Source organism: Patescibacteria group bacterium (assembly GCA_041665345.1).
Classification (GTDB): Bacteria; Patescibacteriota; Patescibacteriia; order PEXW01; family PEXW01; genus JBAYJA01.
This window is the reverse complement of the sequence record JBAYJA010000001.1, coordinates 635956-656828: the sequence shown is the minus strand read 5'-3', so window position 1 is coordinate 656828 and position 20873 is coordinate 635956. Positions and strand designations below refer to the sequence as shown.

The window sequence follows — 20873 nt, the reverse complement described above, 5'->3', positions numbered from 1 at the left end:
TCCAGCTCTTTCATGCCTAACAGGGCGATGCACTACGCCTCGTAGATTGAGGCTATTTCGGTTGTACTGGCGAATTGACCATCTTCTCGCAAGATGACCAACGAATCGCCGACTTTCACGGTGTTCGTAGGAACTACGAAACGTTTGTCTTCAAGGACATCCCCAATTTTCTTTGGGGGATTTTTCATTGCGATACCGTGGATTTTTCCTCGGAATCGAACTGCCCGATGTAGTTGCACTGCAGTGATGTCGCGAAACCCGTCGGCATCCGGTAACGAGAACTTGTACATTGAGCCACTGGCAGTGCGGATTTCAATGACCACTTGTGCAGCATTCTCAATTTGCTGGACATTTTTCAATTCGGACATGTATTCCTCCAAAAGAGTTATGTGTGGTTTTTCGTTTTCACCTGAAACTAGCACAGACTGACCTCTTTGTCAATCACTAAGTTAAAAAACAAAAAAACTTTAGGTTACCCTAAGGTTGCACTTTAGCTACTTTAGACTTTTACCGGAACAACGTCCGCGAAGGTTGCGGGGAGCAACTTGCCGTTGAAGCGGCGGACTTTGCGCGTGCGGAAAGCAACCACCCCCGGCAGCATGGCAAACAAGGTGTCATCCCCACCCCGGCGAACATTCTTGCCTGGGCGGATTTTGGTGCCACGCTGGCGGACGATAATTGCGCCAGCAGAGATCTTCTGGCCGGCGTAGACTTTGGTGCCCAGGCGTTTGGACTGGGAATCGCGCCCGAGACTAGTTGTGCCTACACCTTTGACGTGTGCCATACAGAGGGTTAATCAAGAAAAAACGTGTGAACGTATTCTAAAGTCTACAGCTGCATCCGTCAAGACCCATTGGAAAAGACCTGGATAGCCTTTTCTGGCGTGGGTGCGAGCTGCTGCTTCGCTTCCCAGGCTTTTTGGGCGGTTTCTAGCTCTTTTAGCCGAATACGCTCTTGCTTCTGGGAGAGGACGTCGGCTGATACTTCGTTGACGGTTAATGTTCGAATCCACGTGCTGTAGTTCTTCCACCCAGTAATCCCTAAGCCAATAATGAGCATGGCGAGCAGCACCCATCCAAACCAAAGGCTAATCCGCTCTGGGTGCAGGTGTTGGCGAAATTGTGTCAGGTTCACTTTCTTCATACTAGTGCCAGGGGATAGTACCAACGAGCTGGAGCGACGTATTGCCAGCCTCAACTTCTGCCAGGGAAATGGACGTGGTAATTGCGTAGCCAGGATCAGCTTCAAATTTTCTTAGGAAGAGCAGCACATTTGCTGTGGGTCCGGTGACGCTGAGGGTGAAGGCCTTTTCATCGAGGCTAAATGCATTTCCGCCAGGTCGGGTACGGGATGGCTCGGTTGGAACGAAAGCTTGCTCAACCTTGGTTTCGGTTGCAAGTTTTTCCATATGCTCAACGAAGACCAGGGGTTGCGTGCGATCCAGGAATGCGCCGCTCAGTTTTGCTGACTGCTCCTGGATAGTGGCGTACTGCGTGGTGAGCGTTGAAAGGTTTTGGCGCTGCAGGTCATTCAATGCGATGGTCACGCGTGCATCCTCAATGTCCGCTGAAACGGAGTAAATTTTTTGGGGTATGTATACAATGCTCATCCACCCAAGAGCAGCCAGCAGAAGCGTGCCGCCAATGGACCAAACGAAAAGGGTCATTTTGGGGGAGCGGCGTATCATGGCTTCTTCATTGACGCGGTGAGCGAAAATTCTAAGTCAGTTCGTTTCGTTTGCAATGGGAAAATCACATCAGCCACAATACTGCTATTTTGCAACACTTTTTCGTAGTTCGTATACGCTTCTCGGGTTGCTGCGGTGCCGCTGAAGGTAAGCTTGTTGGTTCCTTGGCTAATGCTCAAGCTTTCTAAAGTCACACCTGCAGGGGTGAGCGCTGCAAATTGTTCAATGACTGGCGACCATTTTTGAAAGCGCTTCTGCACACCTTGGAGAGCCAGAATTTGGCTATTGAGCTTGAGGGTGGTTTCGGCAATGCTGGATTGTCCTTGGGCTTGCAGCAAAAGCGTGGATTGATTTGCTTCAGCTGCTAAGTCCTTTGCCTTCATTTGCAACAGCACAACGCCAGTGCCAGAAATGAGTATGGCAAGAAGCGCAATAACCAACAGGGTGACGAGTGTACTGCGGATAACACCGATGGTCAGCCGGGTACGAATTTCAGATCGAAGGTCTGGAGTGGTGAGGTTGAGCAACATCATAGGTCGTTATTCCCATTCCGCCAGGCATGCGCGGAGGCACCACGGAGCGCAAGACCCAAGGCTGTGAGGTAGGAGGTTGCCACTGCCTGCAGCTGAGTTGAAGGTACCCGAATATTTGCTGGCCAGGTACCAGCGTGCACTGGGAGGCTGAGAGTTGACTGCATTAGTTCAGGGAGACCTAGCATAGCTGCCCCACCACCAACCAGGGTTACGTCTACCACATGCAGCACAGCAGTTGCATGTTCCTCGTAGTAGCTAATGATTTCCAGAATTCTTTGCAGTAATGGTTTTAACTCAGGTTCCAGTAATTCTCGTACTGCGCCCTTGCCCTTCCGCGGATCCAGCCCGCATAAACGTTTCGCTTGCTCAGCTTGTTCTGTGGTTAGGCTAAGCTTCGCCTGTAAAATGCTTGTTAGCCCAGTTCCAGAGAGTGGGAGGGTAGAAGAGTAGGCTACCAGATCACCCTCAGTGATAATCAGTCCAGTTCGGGTTGCGCCCAGATCAATAATCAGATGGCTGCCTTTCGCCGCTGATGACGGAATGGCAACTCGGCTGAGTGCGGCTGACTCTGGTTCAAAAACGATGGGGATAATGCCAACTGCTTTCAGTGCGGAAACGTAGCTCTCAATGAGCAATTGCGGAGCGACGGCAACAATAACCCGCCTGGTTTTTGCTTTTGGATCAGCTGAGCCAATGGGTTGCCAGTCAACAAATGCTTCGTCGAGATTGAGTGGAATGTGCTCTGCCAGTGCATTACGGAGTGACACGGTAAATTGTGCGTCTTCAACGTTTGGCACTTCAATAATTTTGGTAAAGGTTTTTCGTTCTGGTAAGCACACCACTGCAGCCCGCGTATTTGGGTGCTTCAGTGCACTCCGACGGATCAGATCTCGGAGAATGTTCACGACTACTTCAGGTTGGCGAATTTCACCTTCTTGAATAGCTTCTGCTGGAACCGGGCGAGCGCTGACCGAACGAACTCGGTACCCTTTACGGGCTGGTGCAAGTTGCACCATCCGCAACACCTGGTCGCTGATATCTATGCCCATTGCATGTTTGAAGGGGTGAAGTAGCGACATGGATTAGGTTATTTGATCACTGAGGGAGTAAATAGGCAAAATTACGGCAACCACCATGCCTGCAACACCCGCGCCCAGCAGGAGAATGAGAATTGGTTCTAAGATAGACGTCAGGTTAGACATGATTTGGTCAACGTCTTCTTCGTAGAAGTTTGCAATTTCTTCGGAGATTGTATCCAGCGTACCACTTTCTTCACCCACGGCAATCATTTGCACGACAATGGGCGGAAAAAGTTTGGGAGACTGAGCAAGGACTTTTGATATATTTGCACCTTTCTTCAGCATCTCGGCCGTGTGCTCCAGTGCGCGTCGGTAGCTATCGTTCCCCAAGGTTTTGGAAATAATTTGAAACGTTTGCACAATCGGGATGTCGGTTTTGAGGAGTGAACTTAAGTTTCGGGTAAACTTTGCTAAGTTAATTTTCTTCATGATTGGCGCCAGGATTGGCAGCTGCAGCAAAAAGCTATGCCAGTACGCACGGCCCTTGCCCTTTTTCACCGCCCAGCGGAAGGTGAAGACCACGATAATCGCGCCAATGATGACGTACACCAAGTTGTGTTGCAGAAAATTGGAGATGGCAATGAGAATGCGTGTCGGCAGCGGGAGCACGCCGCCAGATTGATCAAATACCGTAAGGAGTTTGGGGAGCACCGCAACCATCATGACCACGCCGAGAACAACCATGGCGGAAACCACAATGATGGGGTAGGTGAGTGCACCCTTGATTTTTGAAACAAGTTGGTGCTGCTTCTTAATTTGAATAGTCAGTCGCTTCAGCACTTCCTCTAATTTACCTGACACTTCACCAGCTGCAATCATGTTGGTGAACAGCTCCGTAAAAACCTTGGGGTGCTTGCCCATGGCTGCGGAAAGCGTCGTGCCCGCCTCAACATCGTGGCTGAGTTCCTGAATAATCCCCCGGAACATTTTATGCTCCGTTTGCAGGGCAAGGGTATCGAGCGCGTGCCCAAGGGAGAAACCGGTTCGGACCATCACTTGCAAATTCTGCAAGAAGAAAATTTTCTGGACAATGGGAACCCCACCAAAAGAAATATTCAGGCTAAATTTTTTCTTCCCACTCTTTGCTTCAGCCTGGTGTGCGTTGAGCAATGCAAGTCCGCGAACGTTGAGGACCGCGGCTAGGAATTTTTCATCTTTTGCTTCCAACGTCCCAGAGGTGGTGGCACCGTTGGTAGCGCGGGCAGTGTACGCAAAGGTTGGCATACTAGTGGTTTACTCTTTGGTAACGCGGAGGACTTCCTCAATGGTGGTGATGCCGAATTTTGCTTTGATGAAACCATCTTCCGCCATGGTGAGCATGCCTTGCTCCTGGGCTGCGCGGCGGAGATCTTCGGTGGTGCCTTTGTTCAAAATCAGGTCAGCAACGCTGTGGGTAACCTCCAAAACTTCGTAAATACCAATGCGGCCTTTGTACCCTTCGTGGTTGCACTGCTTGCAGCCTTTGCCACGGTAGAACAGGAGTGAGGCAATGGGAGCTTTGGCAGAGACAATGGCGCCCTCGCGTTCCAGAGTTTTGAGAATGAAGTCAATGTTGAAATGCTTCTGCAGATCCTGCACGGCTGCTTCCGACAATGTGTAACTTTGGATGCAGTGCAGGCAAATTTTGCGTACCAAACGCTGGGCCATGATGATGTTTGTCGTGGACGCAATGAGGAAAGAGGGGACACCCATTTCCCCCAGCCGAGGCAAGGCGGTAACGGCATCGTTGGTGTGCAGGGTGGAAAGGACCAAGTGCCCAGTCATCGCGGCGTTTGCGGCAATTTCCGCGGTTTCATTGTCCCGAATTTCCCCCACCATGATGATGTTTGGGTCTTGGCGGAGGAGTGAGCGTAAGCCGCCAGCAAACGTGAAGCCAATTTTGGGATTCACCTGGCTTTGGTTTACCCGGGGCATGCGATACTCAATTGGGTCTTCCACCGTGGAGATATTCACTTCGGGCTTATTCAAAATGTTCAGGACGGTGTAGAGCGTCGTGGTTTTCCCAGAACCAGTTGGCCCGGTAACCAGGATGATACCGTGCGGTTTTTGAATGTTTCGCTTGAGAATGTCCAAGGGGCCGGGCTGCAAGCCAAGCTGTTCCATGGTCAGTACTTGGGCGGATTCGTTGAGGATGCGCAGGACGGCTTTTTCCCCATCGTACACGGGGAGAATGGAAACCCGAAAAGCCACCTTGTAGTCTTTCGTCGTAATGGTAAAGCGTCCATCCTGGGGTAAGCGGTGCTCGTCAATTTTTAGGTTGGAAAGGATTTTGATGCGCGCAATAATCCCGGACTGCACAGCTTTTGGCAGGGTCATCACTTGCTTCAGCCGGCCGTCAATGCGGTAGCGAACGCTTAAGTCCTTTTCTTGGGGCTCCAGGTGAATGTCAGATGCACTTTCGAAAATGGCATACTCCAGCATGCTGTCCACAATCCGGATGATGGGCAAATCTTCGGCAAGCTCAGTCAACTCTTTCGCTCCCCCAGCATCTTTGGCTTCCGTTTCCTCAGCAATCTCCTTAAACTTTGCGGACATGCCTTTGTGGTACTGGCTAATGGCATTCTTGATGCTGGAAGGGGTGGTGATGGACAACTCAGGCGTGAGACCAGTTTTTTTCTTGATAAATTCAAACGTTTGCAGGTCACGCGGGTCAAGCGTTGCAAGTTTAATCGTTTTCGCGTCACTGTCAAAAGCCACCACTTGGTGGACCTGCACCAGAGGTTCGGGAACTAAATTCAGCACATCTTTGCGGATAGTACTCTGCTTCAGGTCAGTAAATGGCAGCCGGTAGTAATTTGCAATTGCCTCGTATAGTACATTCTCGGATACGACATTTTCCTCCACTAGGTATTGCTCCAAGGGGGTATGGTTTGCATCCGCAGCTTTTTGCGCATCCAGTAAGGACTGTACTGGAAGCAAATTGGCCTCTGTAATGAGTTTGGTGAGAATTTCCGTTTTCATTATTATTGGCCGTTTGTTTGCAGCATGGTGAAATGATTATACCAAAAAAGCTACTTTTCACCAAGCGCGGTATTAAAAAATTACAGCGGATTTGCTGCCAGCTGCGGTGATCGGCCGTTGCGGAAATCGTACACGTAGAGCGACCCACCAATACGTGCATCGGGTTCGTACTGCCGCAGCCACCAGTAGTCACCATCCTGTGCCAGGAGACTCGTAACGCTAATTGCAACTGCACAATTTACTGCGGCAGGATCGTGTCGGTCAGCTTTGGTTGGGAGGTACCGGAAGTCCAAGCCGTAGTAGACCAAATTTGCTTGGCCGAAGTAGCTCATGCAAACGAAAGGTATTTGCTTTTCCTCCATGTACGTTTGTAAACGTTTCACATCTTGCCCCCAGTCAATGTTTGAATCCACCAGGTAGCGCGGGCCGTTGGCAGTGCCGCCAATGACTTCGGAAAAGTAGGAAGTATACGCAGGGTAGGTGAGCAGACTGGTGAGTAGGTACAGACCGGTGATGCTGGCAAACAGCCAGGTGAGCCAGCGGCGGTGCTGCTGGACAACCGCGGCAAGAAACAGACCAATGGTCACGAACACTGCAGGGTAGACCGGGAAAATGTGCCGTTGCCCCAGGTTGATGTGACTAGTGAGACTCCAGGCGAAGTAGAGGATTGCGCTACCACTCAGTACCCAGAAAGCTGGAGGCAGTTGCAGCAGTTTTTTTCTGGCTGCAACCAAACCCGCGACAATCGCGAGTGCAAAGACGATGAGAGTTGCAAACGGTGTTTTGACCAGGAAGGTGATGGGGAAGTACTGTACCCAGCCTTTGTTGCCGTACATACCGTTGAGGTAGGAAAGGTGTCCCCAGAAGTCATGGTTGATGACCAGCGCCAAGCCCTTGCCGTACGACCAAGCGGGGATGGGAGTGTTCAGAAGGATGTTGCGAACCACTTTTCCTGTACTGGTACTTGGATCTGATAGCGTGATGAGACGTTGCACCGCTGGGGGTTGCGTGGTCATTGCTTCGGAACTCACGACGCGGTCACGCTCCTCCATGGCCCAGGTAATCCAGGAGTCTTGGCTGCCTTTTTGGAATTGGCCAAGGTAGACCAGAGGAATAATGACCACCATACCGGCAATCGCCCACCCAAGCGTGCGGTACGTGCGTTGCCACGCAAGCCGCCACTGACCACGTGTCCCTGGTGACCAGAGCATCCAGAGGAGCGGGGTGAAGAAAATGATTGGCCACAGAATAATTGCAGAAAATTTTGTTGCTTGCGTCAACGCAAAGACGGCGCCGAAAGCCACGCCGTACTTCCACGTTGCCTTCGAAATGTAACGCGTGAGGAGGTAGAGTGTTGCTGCAAAGCCCAGAGCCACTGGCACATCGGTGGTAATGTACCGACCATGCGCAAGGAAGTTCGGGTCAAAAATGTACCAACCTAGAGCGAGGAGCCCGGCAATATCACCCCCGAAGCGACGTGCCCACAGGTAGATAACCCAACCCAGAAGGAGACTAAGCGCAACCATCGGTACGCGTCCTCGAAATAGGAGATCATCGGCATTATTACCACTGTGGTACAGAAGGTCTTGAGCGAAAGCCCACTGGTTCCCTTCCTTCCACGAAGCATTGTCAAACGGGAGTGTGGGTCGGGCAGTAAGGGCAGCGGCACCGGCCAGAAGCTTGATGAGTGGTGGGTGTTCCTCATTGAGCCGGAAATCCCGGGTTTGCCAGTAGCTCATCCCGGCAGCCAGGTGCGCACCTTCGTCAATGGTTTGGACTTCTCCCCGCATGGAGGTACACTGCAAGAACGCCATGAGGCAAAGCATACTTCCAACCATGCACAAACGAAGAGGACGAGGAATGTTCCACCGAGCGTTCGCTGGGGTGGTTGCATTGCGTCGTGGGGTTACCATTGGATTTGCCGTTGGTGCAGGTGCGCTCGTTGGGGCGTGGTTCATTGTCGTTAGCAGTATTCCTCCCAGTAGTGCGAATGTGGTTACCCATTATAGCATTCCCTATGGGATTGACGGCATTGGGGTGGGTTGGCTACTGTGGAGCCTCCCGCTCATTGCGAGCATTCTTACCTTGGGACTGTGGCTGTGGTTTGCGCCATGGGTGTACCGACGTTCGCAGCACCTCCCATCCCTACTCTCTGCAGGCACGTGCATGGTGAATCTTGGTGTCCTGTGGGTGCTCTTCTTGCTCCGCTTCCAGCAAATTGTTGTATGACCGACCTCTTTCCGATTATTCGCATTCTTCTGCTTGCAACGTTGGCGTTTGCATTTACCATGGGATTAACGCCGCTCTGGGCAAGTATCCTGTACAAGTATCGCTTGGGGAAAAAAATTCGGGCCACGACTGATGCGCCAGTATTTGCGCAGTTCCATAAGAAAAAAGCTGGAACGCCAACCATGGGTGGCGTGCTTATTTGGTTTACGGTTGCACTCTTTGCAGTGTTCTTCTTTGTGCTGCGGCAAGTTGTGCCCAGCGGGTTTTGGCATGATCTTAATTTTCTCACCCGTCAGCAAACCTGGTTGCCATTAGCGACACTTGTGGCTTCGGCTCTGGTTGGCTTGGTGGATGACTACTTCAATGTCCGCGGGTGGGGGCCGAAGGGCGGGGGGCTGCAGGTCCGGCATAAAGTGCTCATTTACACCGCGATTGCACTCATAGGTGCTTGGTGGTTCTTTTTTAAACTCGATTTTGATACAATTCACGTTCCATTTTTTGGTAATTTTGCCATTGGGTGGTGGTACTTCCCGCTCTTCATTTTTGTCATTGTTTCCACAGCTTTTTCGGTGAATGAAATTGATGGTTTAGATGGGCTCTCAGGGGGAACGTTACTCGCCGCGTTTACGGCCTTTGGCGCCATTGCATTTGCCCAGGGTCGGTTTGAGTTAGCTACGTTCACGGCCGTGGTGGTGGGTGCATTGCTTGCTTTCTTATGGTTCAACATACCGCCGGCGCGCTTCTTCATGGGCGATACCGGTGCCATGTCTCTCGGTGTGACCCTTGGCATTTTAGCCATGCTCACCAATGAGGTTTTTTTGCTCCCCGTCATTGGCATCCTTTTCGTTCTCGAGTCTGTCAGCGTCATTATTCAGCTTCTATCGAAACGCTTTCGCAAGAAAAAAGTTTTTCTGTCGGCTCCATTCCATCACCACCTGGAAGCCAAAGGCTGGCCCGAAGCAAAAATCGTCATGCGTTTCTGGGTCATCGCGGGGGTGTTCTGCGTGCTGGGCATTGTGCTCTTCCTGGTGGAGCGGGGTTAGAACCACGCTTCGCCGTACCATTCGCAGGGGAGGAAAAGCATATGCTATTCTGCAGGTATGGAGGTTTTTCGTTCAGCAAAACTAGCGCAGCTCCCAGGAATTCAGTTTGGCACCGCCGCCAGAGGCTTTTTGCCGTTGACTTTCCGGGCAAACCCGCGGCAAAAGGTGCTGGCGCAGCGGCGAGCGTTTGGGAAAGCCGTTGGGATTGTTGTTGACCGGCTAGTGCTCGGCCGACAAGTGCATGGACAACGGGTGCGCATTGTTACTGATCATGATATTGGCGCCGGGGTGCTGGCGCCTAAAACCTACTTGCCGGCAACGGACGGGCTCCTGACACAGCGGCCGAATATTGCCCTTGGGGTTTTTACTGCTGATTGCATCCCAGTTTTCCTGGCTGAACCAGAAACGGGCTGGGTTGGCCTCCTCCATGTAGGTTGGAAAGGTGCAGTGAAAAATATTGCGGCTGAGGTGATCATGCTTCTCAAACGCCAAGGGGTTAAGCCAAAAAAAGTGCGGGTATGGTTGGGGCCGTCCATTTGTGGAAGATGCTACGAGGTGACCAATAAGAAACGTTTGCAAATTATCCGGAAAGCCCTGCGCGGGAGTGTTCAACCCACAGCGCGCGGTGGGCTGGTTGACCTACGGGCTGGGGTGGTTCGGCAGTTGGTTGCCATGGGCGTGCGAAAAGCGAATATTGACACAAAGGCACCATGCACGCATGAAACCAGTGCTCTCCCTTCTTTTCGGCGGGACGGGGAGACGAAGACCAACACCTTGTCCATTATCTCCCGCACGTCAGTACCCACAGATCTCCGAGGTCGAAAAGTTGCGGTCTTTGGTTTGGGTGTCCAGGGTGGGGGAGAAGCGAGCGTACGCTACGCGGTTGCAAATCATGCACAGGTGAGCGTTGTTGATGCTCGACCGCGCAAAGATTTTACTCAAGTTTTGCTCAACCTCCGAGGCCTGCCAGTGCAGTACGCTTTTGGGAAAAAAAATCCCAGTGCATTGCTTGCAAATGCTGAGGTGATTATCAAAAATCCAGGCGTCCGGCCAGACCATCCAGCCCTGCGTGCGGCCAGGAAAAAAGGTGCGCTGATTATTGGTGACCTTGGGCTTTTCCGCAGTCATAGCCAGAACCCTGTGTATGTGGTAACGGGTACGAAAGGAAAAACCACGACCGCGTCCATGCTGGCGCACATCCTTCGGCGTCATTTGCCCAAGACTGTGCTGGCGGGAAATGTTGGGGTATCGCCCCTGGCTTTTCCGCAGGCATTTGATGGGCGCACGCGAGTGGTGCTGGAGGTGTCTTCTTTTCAGTTGGAAGATACGCAGGCCATGCCCTTAGCACCGCGCATTGGCATTGTGACCAGCCTTTTTCCAGACCACCTGAACCGGTATGGCAGCATGCGTCCGTACCTTGCAGCGAAGCAGCTCATTACTCGTGGACAAACCAAAAAGGATTTTCTGCTTTTGCCTTTGGATAATCCAGCGGCGCAGCAGTTTGCCAAACAAACTCGGGCACGTGTGCTGTGGTTTGCCGCCAAGCCACAGGCTCGGGCCCATGCCTGGCTCGACCGTGGCTGGATTATGGTAAAACTTGGTGCTCGGGTTGAAAGGCTAGTGGCAGTGCGAAAATTAGCGGTGGCGCACCCAGCATTTTGGCAAAATGCAATGATTGCCGCCTTAGCTGCTCGTGCGCTTGGCATTGCCCCCGCAACCATTGCGAAAAGTTTGCAGACTTTTCCTGGGGTACCTGAACGTTTTCAAACCGTCCGCCAGCACCGCGGCGTCACCTGGATCAACGACACGACCGCAACCAACCCGGAAGCTGCGGCCATGAGTATTCGGAGTGCTTTCCCTAAAAAATGTGTTGTCATTGCCGGAGGAACAGACAAGCATTTCCCTTTACAGCCACTCATCCGAGCACTGAATGCGTCGGCAAAGTTTGTGGTGCTCTTACCCGGTTCAGCCACGCAGAAAATGTTGCCAGCCTTGCGGGTCCGTCACCAGCTGGTCAATTCGATGCCTCGTGCAGTCCGAGAAGCGCAGAAGCACGCTCAGTCTGGGGATATAGTTCTGCTTTCTCCTGGGGCAGCCAGCTTTGGACTGTTCCGGAATGAATTTGACCGGGGTGCGCAATTCGTCAAAGCTGTTCGGACGCTCGTATGAAATCCTCTCAGAGCGTCGACGGCATTTTACTCAGCCTCACCCTTGCTCTCTGCGTCATTGGCATAATCATTTTGGCTTCAGCCAGCAGTGTGGCTGCCTTCCAAAATTTGGGCGACCCAAACGGGTACGTGACCAAGCAAATCATTTCCCTCTGCTTGGGGATTGCCATCATGCTGCTCCTGGCCCGGGTACCGTACCTGCACTGGCAGAAGTGGGCAGTCCCAATTCTGGTGGTGAGTTTCCTGCTCGTCGTTGCCCTCTTCATCCCTGGAGTGGGCACCTCGCTTTTGGGCGCCAAGCGGTGGATTGCCTTTGGTGGTTTGTTCTTCCAACCTTCGGAGTTGCTCAAGTTGGCGCTTATTCTTTTCCTGGCGCGGTGGTTTACCAAGCTAGGCGATTTGGAGCGTGAACCCCAGCGGGTGTTTGTGCGTTTACTGATTTTGATTGGCGCCATTGGCGGTATGCTCATTCTGCAGCCTGACTTGGGTACGAGCATTGTCATTGTGGGCATTGCGACTGTCCTCTACGTGGCGGCCGGTGCGCCGGGTCGGTACATTGCGCTGCTGTTTGCAGCAGGCGTCGTGGCCATTATGTTGCTCATTACCTTTGAACCCTACCGCGCCGCACGGCTGACCATTTTCCTCAACCCATCGTCCAGCCAGCAAGATGAGGGGTACCACATTAATCAGTCCTTGCTGGCTATTGGCTCTGGTGGGCTCTTTGGCCGGGGCTACGGCCGGTCCATCCAAAAATTTAACTACTTGCCGGAAGCTGAGGGCGATTCGATTTTTGCCATTGCGGCCGAAGAGCTAGGCTTCTTCATGGTCGTGGGTCTCGTTGCACTCTACGTTGGTTTCTTCTGGCGCGGGCAGCAGCTGGCACGGCGGCTGAGCGACCCGTTTGGCCGGCTGATTATGGTGGGGGTCATTACCTGGGTCACTTTGCAGGCCTTTGTGAATATTGGGGCGCTGAGTGGCATTTTGCCGTTGACCGGTGTACCCTTACCCTTCATTTCTAATGGTGGCACGTCCTTAATTATTACCCTGGCTGCCATTGGCATTGCTCTGAATGTCTCTAAAAGCGTGCGCGTATGAAGTTGCTTTTTGTGGGTGGGGGGACTCTGGGTTCGGTGAATCCGCTCCTGGCCTGTAGCCGTGCAATTGCCCAGCGTCGGCCAGACATCCAGGTCAAGTTTTGGGGGCGACGCGTTGGGCTGGAAAAGTCCGTGGTGCAGGCTGCGGGCATGCCCTATAGCTGGATTCCGGCTGGCAAGTACCGGCAGTATTTTTCGCTCCAAAATTTCTTGGACATTTGTCTGGTCGCCTGTGCTGTCGTGGTGGCTTGGTTTCGTCTGCTGCTCAGCAGGCCTGCGGCAGTTGTAACGGCTGGTAGTTACGTGGCTGTGCCAGTGGCCTGGGCAGCCGCGAGCTTGGGTATTCCGGTCGTTCTGTACCAGCAGGACATGCAGGTGGGCTTGGCGAACCGGCTGATTGCCAAGGTCGCGAAACTCCGTACCGCTGCGCTTCCAGAACAAGCAGCGCAGGTTCCAGGTGGGGCTAAAGCAATAGGTTTTGTGCTCCGGGCGGATTTGCAGGCCGGCAAGGCTAGCCAGGCTGCCCAAACCTACGGGTTGGATGCGCACCAGCCAACCGTTGTAGTGGTTGGTGGGAGTTCGGGTGCGCGGGATCTGAATGCAGCTTTTCTCAGCGCGCTGCCGCTGCTGCCTAGTAGCCTTCAAGTGCTCCACATCACTGGCGAACAGAAAGCTGCGCACGTCAACCGACCAGGGTACGTGGCTATTTCCTTTACCAACGAAAATTTGCCGGATGTGTACGCCCTAGCCACTATGGTCATCACGCGGGCGGGGATGAATGTCCTGGCCGAACTCGTTGCCCTGCAAAAACCCGCAATTATTGTGCCGCTGCCTGGCACGCACCAAGAGCAAAATGCAAAAACCCTTGCTCAACGTGGCGCAGTGGTTCTCCAGCAAGCAGAGTGTACGCCAGAGAAGTTCGCAGGGTTGATAAGCCGCATCTGTGCTGATGCAGACTATCGAACGCAGCTCAGCACAGCCCTCGCCGGGTCTTGGTCAACTGCGGGCGCATCAACCCTGGCGGAAAAAATTCTTTCCCTCGTATGACCTTACGCAACGCCAGCTCCATTCACTGCATTGGGATCAGCGGCATTGGTTTGTCTGCCATTGCCAAGTGGGCACTGGAAAACGGGAAAAAAGTATCTGGAAGTGATTTGCAATCCCAACCCGTAACCGAGTGGCTACAGGCGCATGGTGTAGCTGTTGCCATTGGGCCACACCAGGCAGCTCACGTACCAGATACATGTGACCTCGTCATTCGGACAGTGGCAGCAGGGGATACCAACCCAGAAGTCCAAGCAGCGATTACTCGGCACATTCCTCTATTGACATACCCGCAGGCAGTCGGCGAGCTCATGCAGGGGAAAGTTGGTATTGGCATTGCTGGTACGCATGGGAAATCCACGACCACCGCAATGCTGGCGTACATTCTGGATGCGGCGAAGAAAGACCCAACGGTTATTGTTGGCACGCGGGTTGCGCTCTTTGGGCAAACGAATGAACGCATTGGGAACGGCGAGGAAGTACTTGTCGAAGCTGATGAGTATCAGCGTGCCTTTTTTGCGTACGAACCAACCCACGTCGCAGTTCTGAACGTAGAGCTTGACCACGTGGATGTGTACCATGATCTCGCTGAGGTGCGGGAAGCTTTCGCAACCTTTGTTGCACGGGTGCCTGCGCATGGATCCATTGCACTCTCCGCTGAAGACCTTTCCACCCCAGCCTTGCGGTTACACGCTACCGGCACCGTGCATACCTTTGGACTCAGCGCTGGTGATCTACAGGTTCACGGTTTATCTTCTGCAGGCGGAAAAACCGTTTTCACTTTCCACGGGCTGCTTTCGGAAACCGTGACGTTGCAGGTTCCGGGTGAGCACAATGTCCTCAACGCGCTCGCTGCCGCGCTGGTTGCTCATCATCTGGGTATTCCAACAACGGCAATTTGCCAAGGACTTACTGCCTTCCCCGGCACCTGGCGAAGGTTTGAGCGGCGAGGCACGTGGCAAGGCGCGGACATTGTGGATGACTACGCACATCACCCAACCGAACTCACGGCAACCCTACAGGCAGCGCGGCAGGCATTCCCAGGGCGGAGAATCCTCTGCGTGTTCCAGCCGCACCAGCGTAGCCGAACCCAAGCGCTACTGCCTGGGTTTGTCCAAGCACTTCGGCTTGCGGATAAGCAAGTGATCTTGGATATTTACGACGTTGCTGGTCGTGAGCAGGGCGAAGCAATCTCTAGTCAGGAAATTGTGACTGCCTTGGGTGAGAGCGCCCAGTATGCGCGCGACGTCGCTGATGCCATTACCAAAACCCAGGCAATCCTTCAGCCAGGAGATGTCGTGCTCACCGTAGGGGCTGGGAATATTACTTCCTTCTACGATGTCGCAACAAAAACCCCATCTCAATGAGATGGGGCTGAAATTACAATTTCTGTAGAAGCATGATTGGCATGTGAAAGTCCACAGGGGTGGCTGTACGAAGTTGTCGGAGAATGTGTGCATCGCACGGCGCGAGAAGTTCCTCGGCATCAAGGCCGAAGGCATTTACCACTCCAAGCGAGGTTCCAGCTATGACGAAGTCACCAGGACCGGGTACGGGCTCGCCCTTCAGATTTCGGTTGAAGTAGGTTCCCACATGGTTGCTTAGGACAATTTCGGTTTCACTAACTGGACTCACCAAGAGTAGATTGGCACCTTGTACAACCTTGGTACCTGCGTAGCATCCGAACAGGATTACGAAAGCATCGCTTGGCGCTAGCACTGGAACGGGGGGCGAGTCTTTCGCTTGTATGATAATGCCGAATGTTTCACCTTTTGCCAAGAAATCGGTGAAAATTGGATTCCGGTACACCACACGTCGTTTTACCTCTCGTGGGTTAATCGCAAAGTTTGTGCCCTCGTCAATTTTTGCTGGGTAAAATGTACCCGAGACTGGCGCTAGTACTGGCGCAACTGGCACCCAGCGGATAGTTTTTTCGCTTGGCGGTCCAACAAACAGCGGGACGGTTTTCGGTATACCCACCCCGAGTGCGTGCTTTGCATCAAGATTTTCCGGTGGGTAGTAGACGAAGTACTCACCAAATTCAACAATCGTTGGTTGGTCTGGTCGAGTACTGCCACGCATTGCGAGTGGTGGTGCATTCGTGCTGAGATTGGTTGAGAGCAAGGCCGGTACTGCAGACTCACTAGGGGATCGCTTTGGGAATTGTACGGAAATAGACCATTGGAAGGGTAACCATGTCCGAACCGCAATCTTTTCATAGTCGACCGAGTAGAGCGTTCGTGTCAGCAGCTGGGCGACACGTAAACCTCTCGCCTCAAAGTACCGATGCAGGACAACGCTGAGTATTATTGCACTACCTATACTGAAAATAATGACTTGTATGTAAAAGGGCACGTTTCCCTCCTAAGGAACAGTGTCGAGTTTGGAATTCATCTGTTATTCGCTATAGTATACAAACCCACCCCACCTCTGTCTATGGCCAATCCACTTCAGACACTTGCAGCACTCCCAGGGATGCTGCAGAACGAACCACTTGCCAAGCACGTCACTTTCCAAGTTGGCGGCCCGGCGAAGTACTTTCTGTCATCTGGCGATACAGCACTCATCGCCAAGGCTTTAGCTCTTGCGAACGAAGCGCATTTACCGGTAGCTCCGCTGGGTGGTGGCAGCAATGTACTAGTCGCAGATGCTGGTTTTCCCGGCTTGATTATTCAGTTCACATCCAGCCGGTGCGAAGTCGTAGGGAATACGGTAGACGCGGATGCAGGTACGACACTCAGCCGCATCGTTCGTGCAGCAATTGGTGCCAATTTGGGTGGCATAGAATTTGCGGTTGGTGTGCCCGGCTCATTTGGAGGTGCTTTGGCTGGGAATGCAGGAACGGGTGGACATGGCATTGCGGAATTTGCCAAAGAAGTACGTGCCCTAACCTTGGCCGGAGAAGAGAAAACCTACACCCGGGATCAGCTTGACGTGTCCTACCGCTACTCACGCTTTAAGTACAATACCCAGGAACTCATCACCGGTGGGGTGCTGGAATTGACGCCTGAGAATCCAACGGTCATTCAAGAGCGCGTGCGTGAAGCGGTAACCCGCCGGGGCTGGCAACCCAAGGGCGCGTGGTGTGCTGGATGCATTTTCAAAAATCCCACGGGGAACCACGCGGGGAAGCTCATCCAGGAAGCTGGGCTGAAAGGCAAGAAAATTGGTGGCGCCAAAGTGTCTGAAGACCATGCAAATTTCATCACCAATACGGGCACAGCAACCGCCGAAGATATCGTTATTCTCATTAGTTACGTCAAGCAGCAAGTCCGTGATAAACTTGGGGTACAGTTAGAAGAAGAAGTGCGGTACCTGGGTTTTGAAACTCCTTCGCAAGCAAATTTTGCCTCCCTATGATTTTCTCTGCCAAGAATTTCAAACTGACCCCCAGCCTGCAAGCATACGCTGAAGAGAAATTTGGTGCACTGGTGCACCTCAGCCGAAAGCCCTTAACCCAGCTCCGGGTGCGCTTTGACGTGGATAAGAACCAGAAGCATGGGAATATTTTCCGCGTGGAAGTTTCCGCGCTCTGGCAAGGAAAAACCTACAAAGCCGGAGAAAAGGCAGATGAAATGTATGCAGCGGTTGACCTGGCTGTGGAAAAATTGCAACGCCAACTTCGGGATGCCAAAGAACGTGGCCTGAGTGCACGGGTTGGGCACCACGGTCTCCACTAGAAGTTTTTGCCAGGAAACCACCGAAAAGCCGCAGAAGCTTGCTTTTTTGCTGGTTTTCCGAGAAGATAGAGAAACTATGGCATTACTCCAGAAGTTGTTCGGTGATCCCAATGCACGGGCAGTGAAAGGCTTGCAGGCGCAGGTAGAACGCATTAATGCGTTGGAACCAGAAGTGCAGAAGTTGAAGGACGCTGACTTTCCTGAGAAGACCAAAGCACTGTACAACCGCTTTTCCAAAGGTGAGTCTTTAGATGACCTGCTCCCAGAAGCATTTGCTTTGGTTCGAGAAGCGGGAAAGCGCACCATTAAGCAGCGCCACTTTGACGTGCAGTTGCTCGGTGGCATTGTCCTCCACCAAGGGAAGATTGCAGAAATGCGGACTGGTGAAGGGAAAACCCTGGTTGCAACCCTGCCAGTGTATTTGAATGCGCTGACGGGCAAAGGCGTGCACGTCGTCACCGTTAACGACTACCTGGCCAAGCGTGATGCACGGTGGATGGGGCAAATTTACCATTTCCTCGGTCTATCCGTTGGCATTATCCAGCACGAAGCAGCTTTTCAGTACGATCCTCTCTACGAAGGTGATGAGCAAACGCACCAGCTGCGTCCCATCCAGCGTCCTGCGGCGTATGCAGCAGACATAACCTATGGGACGAACAACGAGTTTGGCTTTGACTTTTTGCGTGACAACATGGTGCCAGACCCACAGTACTTGGCGCAGCGGGATCTGGTTTACGCGATTGTGGACGAAGTAGACTCCATTCTCATTGACGAAGCGCGCACCCCGCTCATCATTTCTGGTCCCAGCCAAACCCCCAGCGAGCAGTACTACAAATTTGCAGATTTGGTCCAGCGTTTGGAAGAAGGTCCGGATTACAATTTGGATGAGAAGCTCCGCGCCGTAACCCTCACCGAACAGGGGATCGGGAAAATTGAGAAATGGCTTGGGGTTGGCAACATATATGATGTGGGTGGGGTGGAAATGGTGCATCACGTGGAGCAAGCCCTAAAAGCGCATGCGCTCTTCAAGAAAGACCGTGACTACGTGGTGAAAGAAGGAGAAGTGGTGATTGTGGATGAGTTCACTGGTCGTTTGATGTTTGGCCGGCGGTACTCAGAAGGGCTGCACCAGGCAATTGAAGCGAAAGAGAAAGTGGACATTAAGCAGGAATCGCAAACCTTGGCCACCATTACGTTCCAGAATTACTTCCGCATGTACCAGAAGTTAGCAGGGATGACCGGTACGGCCTCAACCGAAGCGGAAGAATTTGCTTCCATCTACAAACTTGAAGTCCTGACGATCCCCACGAACCGTGACATGATTCGGAAAGACAGTCCGGATAGCGTGTATAAAACCGAGCAAGCAAAGTACGAAGCCATTGCCCGTGATGTGAAGGTGAGGAATCAGCAAGGGCAACCCGTGCTCATTGGTACCATTTCCATTGCGAAGAATGAGGTACTTAGCCAAATTTTGAAGCGTGAGGGCATTCCCCATGAGGTGCTCAACGCCAAGAACCACGCGCGTGAAGCTGAGATTATTGCTCAGGCTGGCCGAAAAGGCGCAGTGACCGTGGCAACCAACATGGCTGGCCGCGGCGTGGACATTATTCTGGGTGGCAATCCGCCCGTTCCTGAGGAAGGGAATATTGTTCGTGACTTCGGTGGTTTGCACGTCGTTGGTACAGAACGCCACGAATCACGTCGCATAGACAACCAGCTCCGTGGCCGCGCGGGCCGGCAAGGTGACCCTGGTTCGTCCCAGTTCTTCCTGTCCATGGAAGATGACCTCATGCGCATCTTTGGCGGTGACCGGGTGAAGTCGCTTATGGAGCGCATGGGTGTGCCAGATGATATGCCCATTGAGAACCGCATGATCTCCCGAAGTATTGAAAGCGCGCAACGCAAAGTGGAAGGACATAACTTTGATATCCGCAAACACTTGGTGGAGTACGATGACGTGATTAACAAGCACCGGGAAGTGATCTACTCCCGCCGGCGAGATGTGCTCCGTTCGCTGGAAACGCCGGAGGGTCGGCGTCCGCAGGTGCTCCAAGCCATGCAGGAAGAGATTGACCGGATTGTGTCCACCCATACGTCCACTGAGCGTGAAGAGCAGTGGAATTTGGACGAAGTATATGAATCCGTTGATGCAATTTTTTCAATCCCACTGGAAGCCCGTTTGAAAATGGAAGCCTTCCGGCAAGGGACAGGGGATGTTGGCTCAACCGCCGCCGCGCGAAGCAAAATAACTGATCACTTGCACGGCCTGCTGCAGCAAGCTTACGCAGATCTGGAAAAGGAAGTGCAACGCTCTGGCGCAGCTCAGGCGCAGGGCAGCAGTCAAAATTTCATGCGCTTACTGGAACGCGCCGTGGAACTTCGGATCATTGACACCCTGTGGATCGAACACCTCCAACTCATGGACTACTTGCGCCAGGGGATTGGCCTGCGTGGGTATGGGCAGCGCGACCCCTTGGTAGAGTACAAGAAAGAAGCGTACGTGCTCTTCACGCAGCTCCTGGATGGTATTCGCTCACAGCTGACGCATACAATTTTTAAAACGCGGATCACGTCCAATTTGTCTCAAGCGCAAACGCAGCGACCCATGACCTTAACCGCTCCGGCAAAAGAAGCACAGGATCCAGCGCCTGGTAGTCAGTCAATGCCGCAGGTAAGTTCTTCTGCAGCAAGTACAGATCCTTACGTTGGGCAAAAGGTTGGCCGGAATGACCCTTGTCCATGCGGAGCGAAGAAACCCGATGGAACACCAAAAAAGTATAAACAATGTCATGGCAAGGATGCTTAGTTTTCTAGACCCACAAGCGGAGTCCACCAAAGCAGCAGCGTCGGTGGATGGGAGTGGGAAGAAGTACAAAAAGTGTCATGGGGCGTAGCAATTGCTAAGGTTCAATGATTTTTTCTGAACCACCCAAAGATTTTCAACCCCGTCGGCCCGTCGTTGGTTGCTGGGTAGTCCATGATGGGAAGTTTGTGCTGCTGCACCGTCCTTTGCACAAGTCACATGGCGGCAAATGGGGTGTGCCAGCCGGAAAGATGGAGCTAGGTGAAACGGAAGTGCAAGCTATGGTTCGTGAATTGTTTGAAGAAACTGGGATACAGGTTGCCGAAGAAGACTTGCAGTTCTTTCGGAAAGTCTACGTTCGATATGCTGATTCTGATTTTGCCTATGTTATGTTCTCACTCGCCTTAGCCAACGCTCCTGTCATCCAAATTCGGGATGGTGAGCATGATGCCTACCAATGGGTCACCCCAGAAAATGCAACAGACCTACCCTTGATGCATGACCTGGAAGAGTGTATCGACATGTTTTTTCCCAAAAAGAAGTTTTACTAGA

Annotated in this window: 20 protein-coding genes; 10 read left to right on the top strand and 10 right to left on the bottom strand. The window is 52.7% G+C overall.

The features are described 5' to 3' along the window. Nucleotides 1–32: 32 nt before the first annotated feature. From WCV85_03435 to WCV85_03395, 9 genes are all read right to left on the bottom strand, one after another. Complete coding sequence (locus WCV85_03435; GenBank protein MFA6473905.1) at nt 33–368, bottom strand: hypothetical protein; 336 nt, start codon at nt 366–368, stop codon at nt 33–35. A 131-nt stretch (nt 369–499) separates the two neighbouring features. After that, nucleotides 500–784, bottom strand: coding sequence for a 50S ribosomal protein L27 (rpmA, locus tag WCV85_03430; protein MFA6473904.1), 285 nt, complete (start codon nt 782–784; stop codon nt 500–502). A 59-nt stretch (nt 785–843) separates the two neighbouring features. Further along, complete coding sequence (locus WCV85_03425) at nt 844–1143, bottom strand: hypothetical protein (protein ID MFA6473903.1); 300 nt, start codon at nt 1141–1143, stop codon at nt 844–846. Between the two features lies 1 nt (nt 1144). Beyond that, complete coding sequence (locus WCV85_03420; protein MFA6473902.1) at nt 1145–1687, bottom strand: hypothetical protein; 543 nt, start codon at nt 1685–1687, stop codon at nt 1145–1147. After that, on the bottom strand, nt 1684–2220 hold the full coding sequence (locus WCV85_03415; protein MFA6473901.1) for a PilN domain-containing protein: 537 nt from the start codon (nt 2218–2220) through the stop codon (nt 1684–1686). The genes WCV85_03420 and WCV85_03415 overlap by 4 nt, the downstream gene beginning before the upstream one ends. Beyond that, on the bottom strand, nt 2217–3269 hold the full coding sequence (gene pilM / locus WCV85_03410) for a type IV pilus assembly protein PilM (protein MFA6473900.1): 1053 nt from the start codon (nt 3267–3269) through the stop codon (nt 2217–2219). Before pilM ends, WCV85_03415 begins: the two co-directional genes overlap by 4 nt. 33 nt (nt 3270–3302) lie before the next feature. Continuing rightward, complete coding sequence (locus tag WCV85_03405; GenBank protein MFA6473899.1) at nt 3303–4523, bottom strand: type II secretion system F family protein; 1221 nt, start codon at nt 4521–4523, stop codon at nt 3303–3305. Nucleotides 4524–4532: 9 nt separating this feature from the next. Further along, nucleotides 4533–6260, bottom strand: a complete 1728-nt coding sequence (locus WCV85_03400) for an ATPase, T2SS/T4P/T4SS family (protein ID MFA6473898.1) — start codon at nt 6258–6260, stop codon at nt 4533–4535. An 80-nt stretch (nt 6261–6340) separates the two neighbouring features. Further along, on the bottom strand, nt 6341–8086 hold the full coding sequence (locus WCV85_03395; protein ID MFA6473897.1) for a glycosyltransferase family 39 protein: 1746 nt from the start codon (nt 8084–8086) through the stop codon (nt 6341–6343). Between the two features lie 34 nt (nt 8087–8120). On the opposite strand from WCV85_03395, the gene WCV85_03390 reads away from it, so the two are divergent. The 6 genes from WCV85_03390 to murC are packed head-to-tail and all read left to right on the top strand — an operon-like array spanning nt 8121 to nt 15205. Next, entirely contained in the window at nt 8121–8489 is a 369-nt protein-coding gene (locus WCV85_03390) for a DUF2127 domain-containing protein (GenBank protein ID MFA6473896.1), read from the top strand. After that, nucleotides 8486–9532, top strand: a complete 1047-nt coding sequence (gene mraY, locus WCV85_03385) for a phospho-N-acetylmuramoyl-pentapeptide-transferase (protein MFA6473895.1) — start codon at nt 8486–8488, stop codon at nt 9530–9532. The genes WCV85_03390 and mraY overlap by 4 nt, the downstream gene beginning before the upstream one ends. Before the next feature lie 57 nt (nt 9533–9589). Further along, a complete protein-coding gene (gene murD / locus WCV85_03380) occupies nt 9590–11701 on the top strand; it encodes a UDP-N-acetylmuramoyl-L-alanine--D-glutamate ligase (GenBank protein ID MFA6473894.1) in 2112 nt (703 codons plus the stop codon). Then, nucleotides 11698–12795 carry a putative lipid II flippase FtsW gene (gene ftsW / locus WCV85_03375; protein ID MFA6473893.1) on the top strand — a complete coding sequence of 366 codons (1098 nt, stop codon included), beginning with the start codon at nt 11698–11700 and terminating at the stop codon, nt 12793–12795. Before murD ends, ftsW begins: the two co-directional genes overlap by 4 nt. Continuing rightward, a complete protein-coding gene (locus WCV85_03370; GenBank protein MFA6473892.1) occupies nt 12792–13841 on the top strand; it encodes a glycosyltransferase in 1050 nt (349 codons plus the stop codon). The genes ftsW and WCV85_03370 overlap by 4 nt, the downstream gene beginning before the upstream one ends. Continuing rightward, entirely contained in the window at nt 13838–15205 is a 1368-nt protein-coding gene (gene murC / locus WCV85_03365; GenBank protein ID MFA6473891.1) for a UDP-N-acetylmuramate--L-alanine ligase, read from the top strand. Before WCV85_03370 ends, murC begins: the two co-directional genes overlap by 4 nt. A 13-nt stretch (nt 15206–15218) precedes the next feature. Here murC and WCV85_03360 read toward each other — a convergent pair whose 3' ends face one another. Beyond that, nucleotides 15219–16193 (bottom strand): hypothetical protein, encoded by a 975-nt coding sequence (locus WCV85_03360; protein ID MFA6473890.1) that lies wholly within the window; start codon nt 16191–16193, stop codon nt 15219–15221. A gap of 81 nt (nt 16194–16274) precedes the next feature. Between WCV85_03360 and murB the strand changes: the two genes are divergently transcribed. The 4 genes from murB (at nt 16275) to WCV85_03340 (ending at nt 20872) form a co-directional block, all read left to right on the top strand. Next, nucleotides 16275–17198: a UDP-N-acetylmuramate dehydrogenase gene (gene murB, locus WCV85_03355; GenBank protein ID MFA6473889.1), complete on the top strand. Its 924-nt coding sequence runs from the start codon at nt 16275–16277 to the stop codon at nt 17196–17198. Further along, nucleotides 17195–17518, top strand: coding sequence for a ribosome-associated translation inhibitor RaiA (gene raiA / locus WCV85_03350; protein ID MFA6473888.1), 324 nt, complete (start codon nt 17195–17197; stop codon nt 17516–17518). The genes murB and raiA overlap by 4 nt, the downstream gene beginning before the upstream one ends. Before the next feature lie 76 nt (nt 17519–17594). After that, the gene (gene secA, locus WCV85_03345) at nt 17595–20324 is read left to right on the top strand and encodes a preprotein translocase subunit SecA (GenBank protein MFA6473887.1); all 2730 of its coding nucleotides are present in this window, start codon (nt 17595–17597) and stop codon (nt 20322–20324) included. Nucleotides 20325–20428: 104 nt separating this feature from the next. Then, nucleotides 20429–20872: an NUDIX hydrolase gene (locus WCV85_03340; GenBank protein ID MFA6473886.1), complete on the top strand. Its 444-nt coding sequence runs from the start codon at nt 20429–20431 to the stop codon at nt 20870–20872. Nucleotide 20873: the final 1 nt, after the last annotated feature.

Coding starts and splice junctions, on each gene's coding strand:
- WCV85_03435 (MFA6473905.1), bottom strand. CDS start 368: ATGTCCGAATTGAAAAATGTCCAGCAAATTGAGAATGCTGCACAAGTG.
- rpmA (MFA6473904.1), bottom strand. CDS start 784: ATGGCACACGTCAAAGGTGTAGGCACAACTAGTCTCGGGCGCGATTCC.
- WCV85_03425 (MFA6473903.1), bottom strand. CDS start 1,143: ATGAAGAAAGTGAACCTGACACAATTTCGCCAACACCTGCACCCAGAG.
- WCV85_03420 (MFA6473902.1), bottom strand. CDS start 1,687: ATGATACGCCGCTCCCCCAAAATGACCCTTTTCGTTTGGTCCATTGGC.
- WCV85_03415 (MFA6473901.1), bottom strand. CDS start 2,220: ATGATGTTGCTCAACCTCACCACTCCAGACCTTCGATCTGAAATTCGT.
- pilM (MFA6473900.1), bottom strand. CDS start 3,269: ATGGGCATAGATATCAGCGACCAGGTGTTGCGGATGGTGCAACTTGCA.
- WCV85_03405 (MFA6473899.1), bottom strand. CDS start 4,523: ATGCCAACCTTTGCGTACACTGCCCGCGCTACCAACGGTGCCACCACC.
- WCV85_03400 (MFA6473898.1), bottom strand. CDS start 6,260: ATGAAAACGGAAATTCTCACCAAACTCATTACAGAGGCCAATTTGCTT.
- WCV85_03395 (MFA6473897.1), bottom strand. CDS start 8,086: ATGCTTTGCCTCATGGCGTTCTTGCAGTGTACCTCCATGCGGGGAGAA.
- WCV85_03390 (MFA6473896.1), top strand. CDS start 8,121: ATGTTCCACCGAGCGTTCGCTGGGGTGGTTGCATTGCGTCGTGGGGTT.
- mraY (MFA6473895.1), top strand. CDS start 8,486: ATGACCGACCTCTTTCCGATTATTCGCATTCTTCTGCTTGCAACGTTG.
- murD (MFA6473894.1), top strand. CDS start 9,590: ATGGAGGTTTTTCGTTCAGCAAAACTAGCGCAGCTCCCAGGAATTCAG.
- ftsW (MFA6473893.1), top strand. CDS start 11,698: ATGAAATCCTCTCAGAGCGTCGACGGCATTTTACTCAGCCTCACCCTT.
- WCV85_03370 (MFA6473892.1), top strand. CDS start 12,792: ATGAAGTTGCTTTTTGTGGGTGGGGGGACTCTGGGTTCGGTGAATCCG.
- murC (MFA6473891.1), top strand. CDS start 13,838: ATGACCTTACGCAACGCCAGCTCCATTCACTGCATTGGGATCAGCGGC.
- murB (MFA6473889.1), top strand. CDS start 16,275: ATGGCCAATCCACTTCAGACACTTGCAGCACTCCCAGGGATGCTGCAG.
- raiA (MFA6473888.1), top strand. CDS start 17,195: ATGATTTTCTCTGCCAAGAATTTCAAACTGACCCCCAGCCTGCAAGCA.
- secA (MFA6473887.1), top strand. CDS start 17,595: ATGGCATTACTCCAGAAGTTGTTCGGTGATCCCAATGCACGGGCAGTG.
- WCV85_03340 (MFA6473886.1), top strand. CDS start 20,429: ATGATTTTTTCTGAACCACCCAAAGATTTTCAACCCCGTCGGCCCGTC.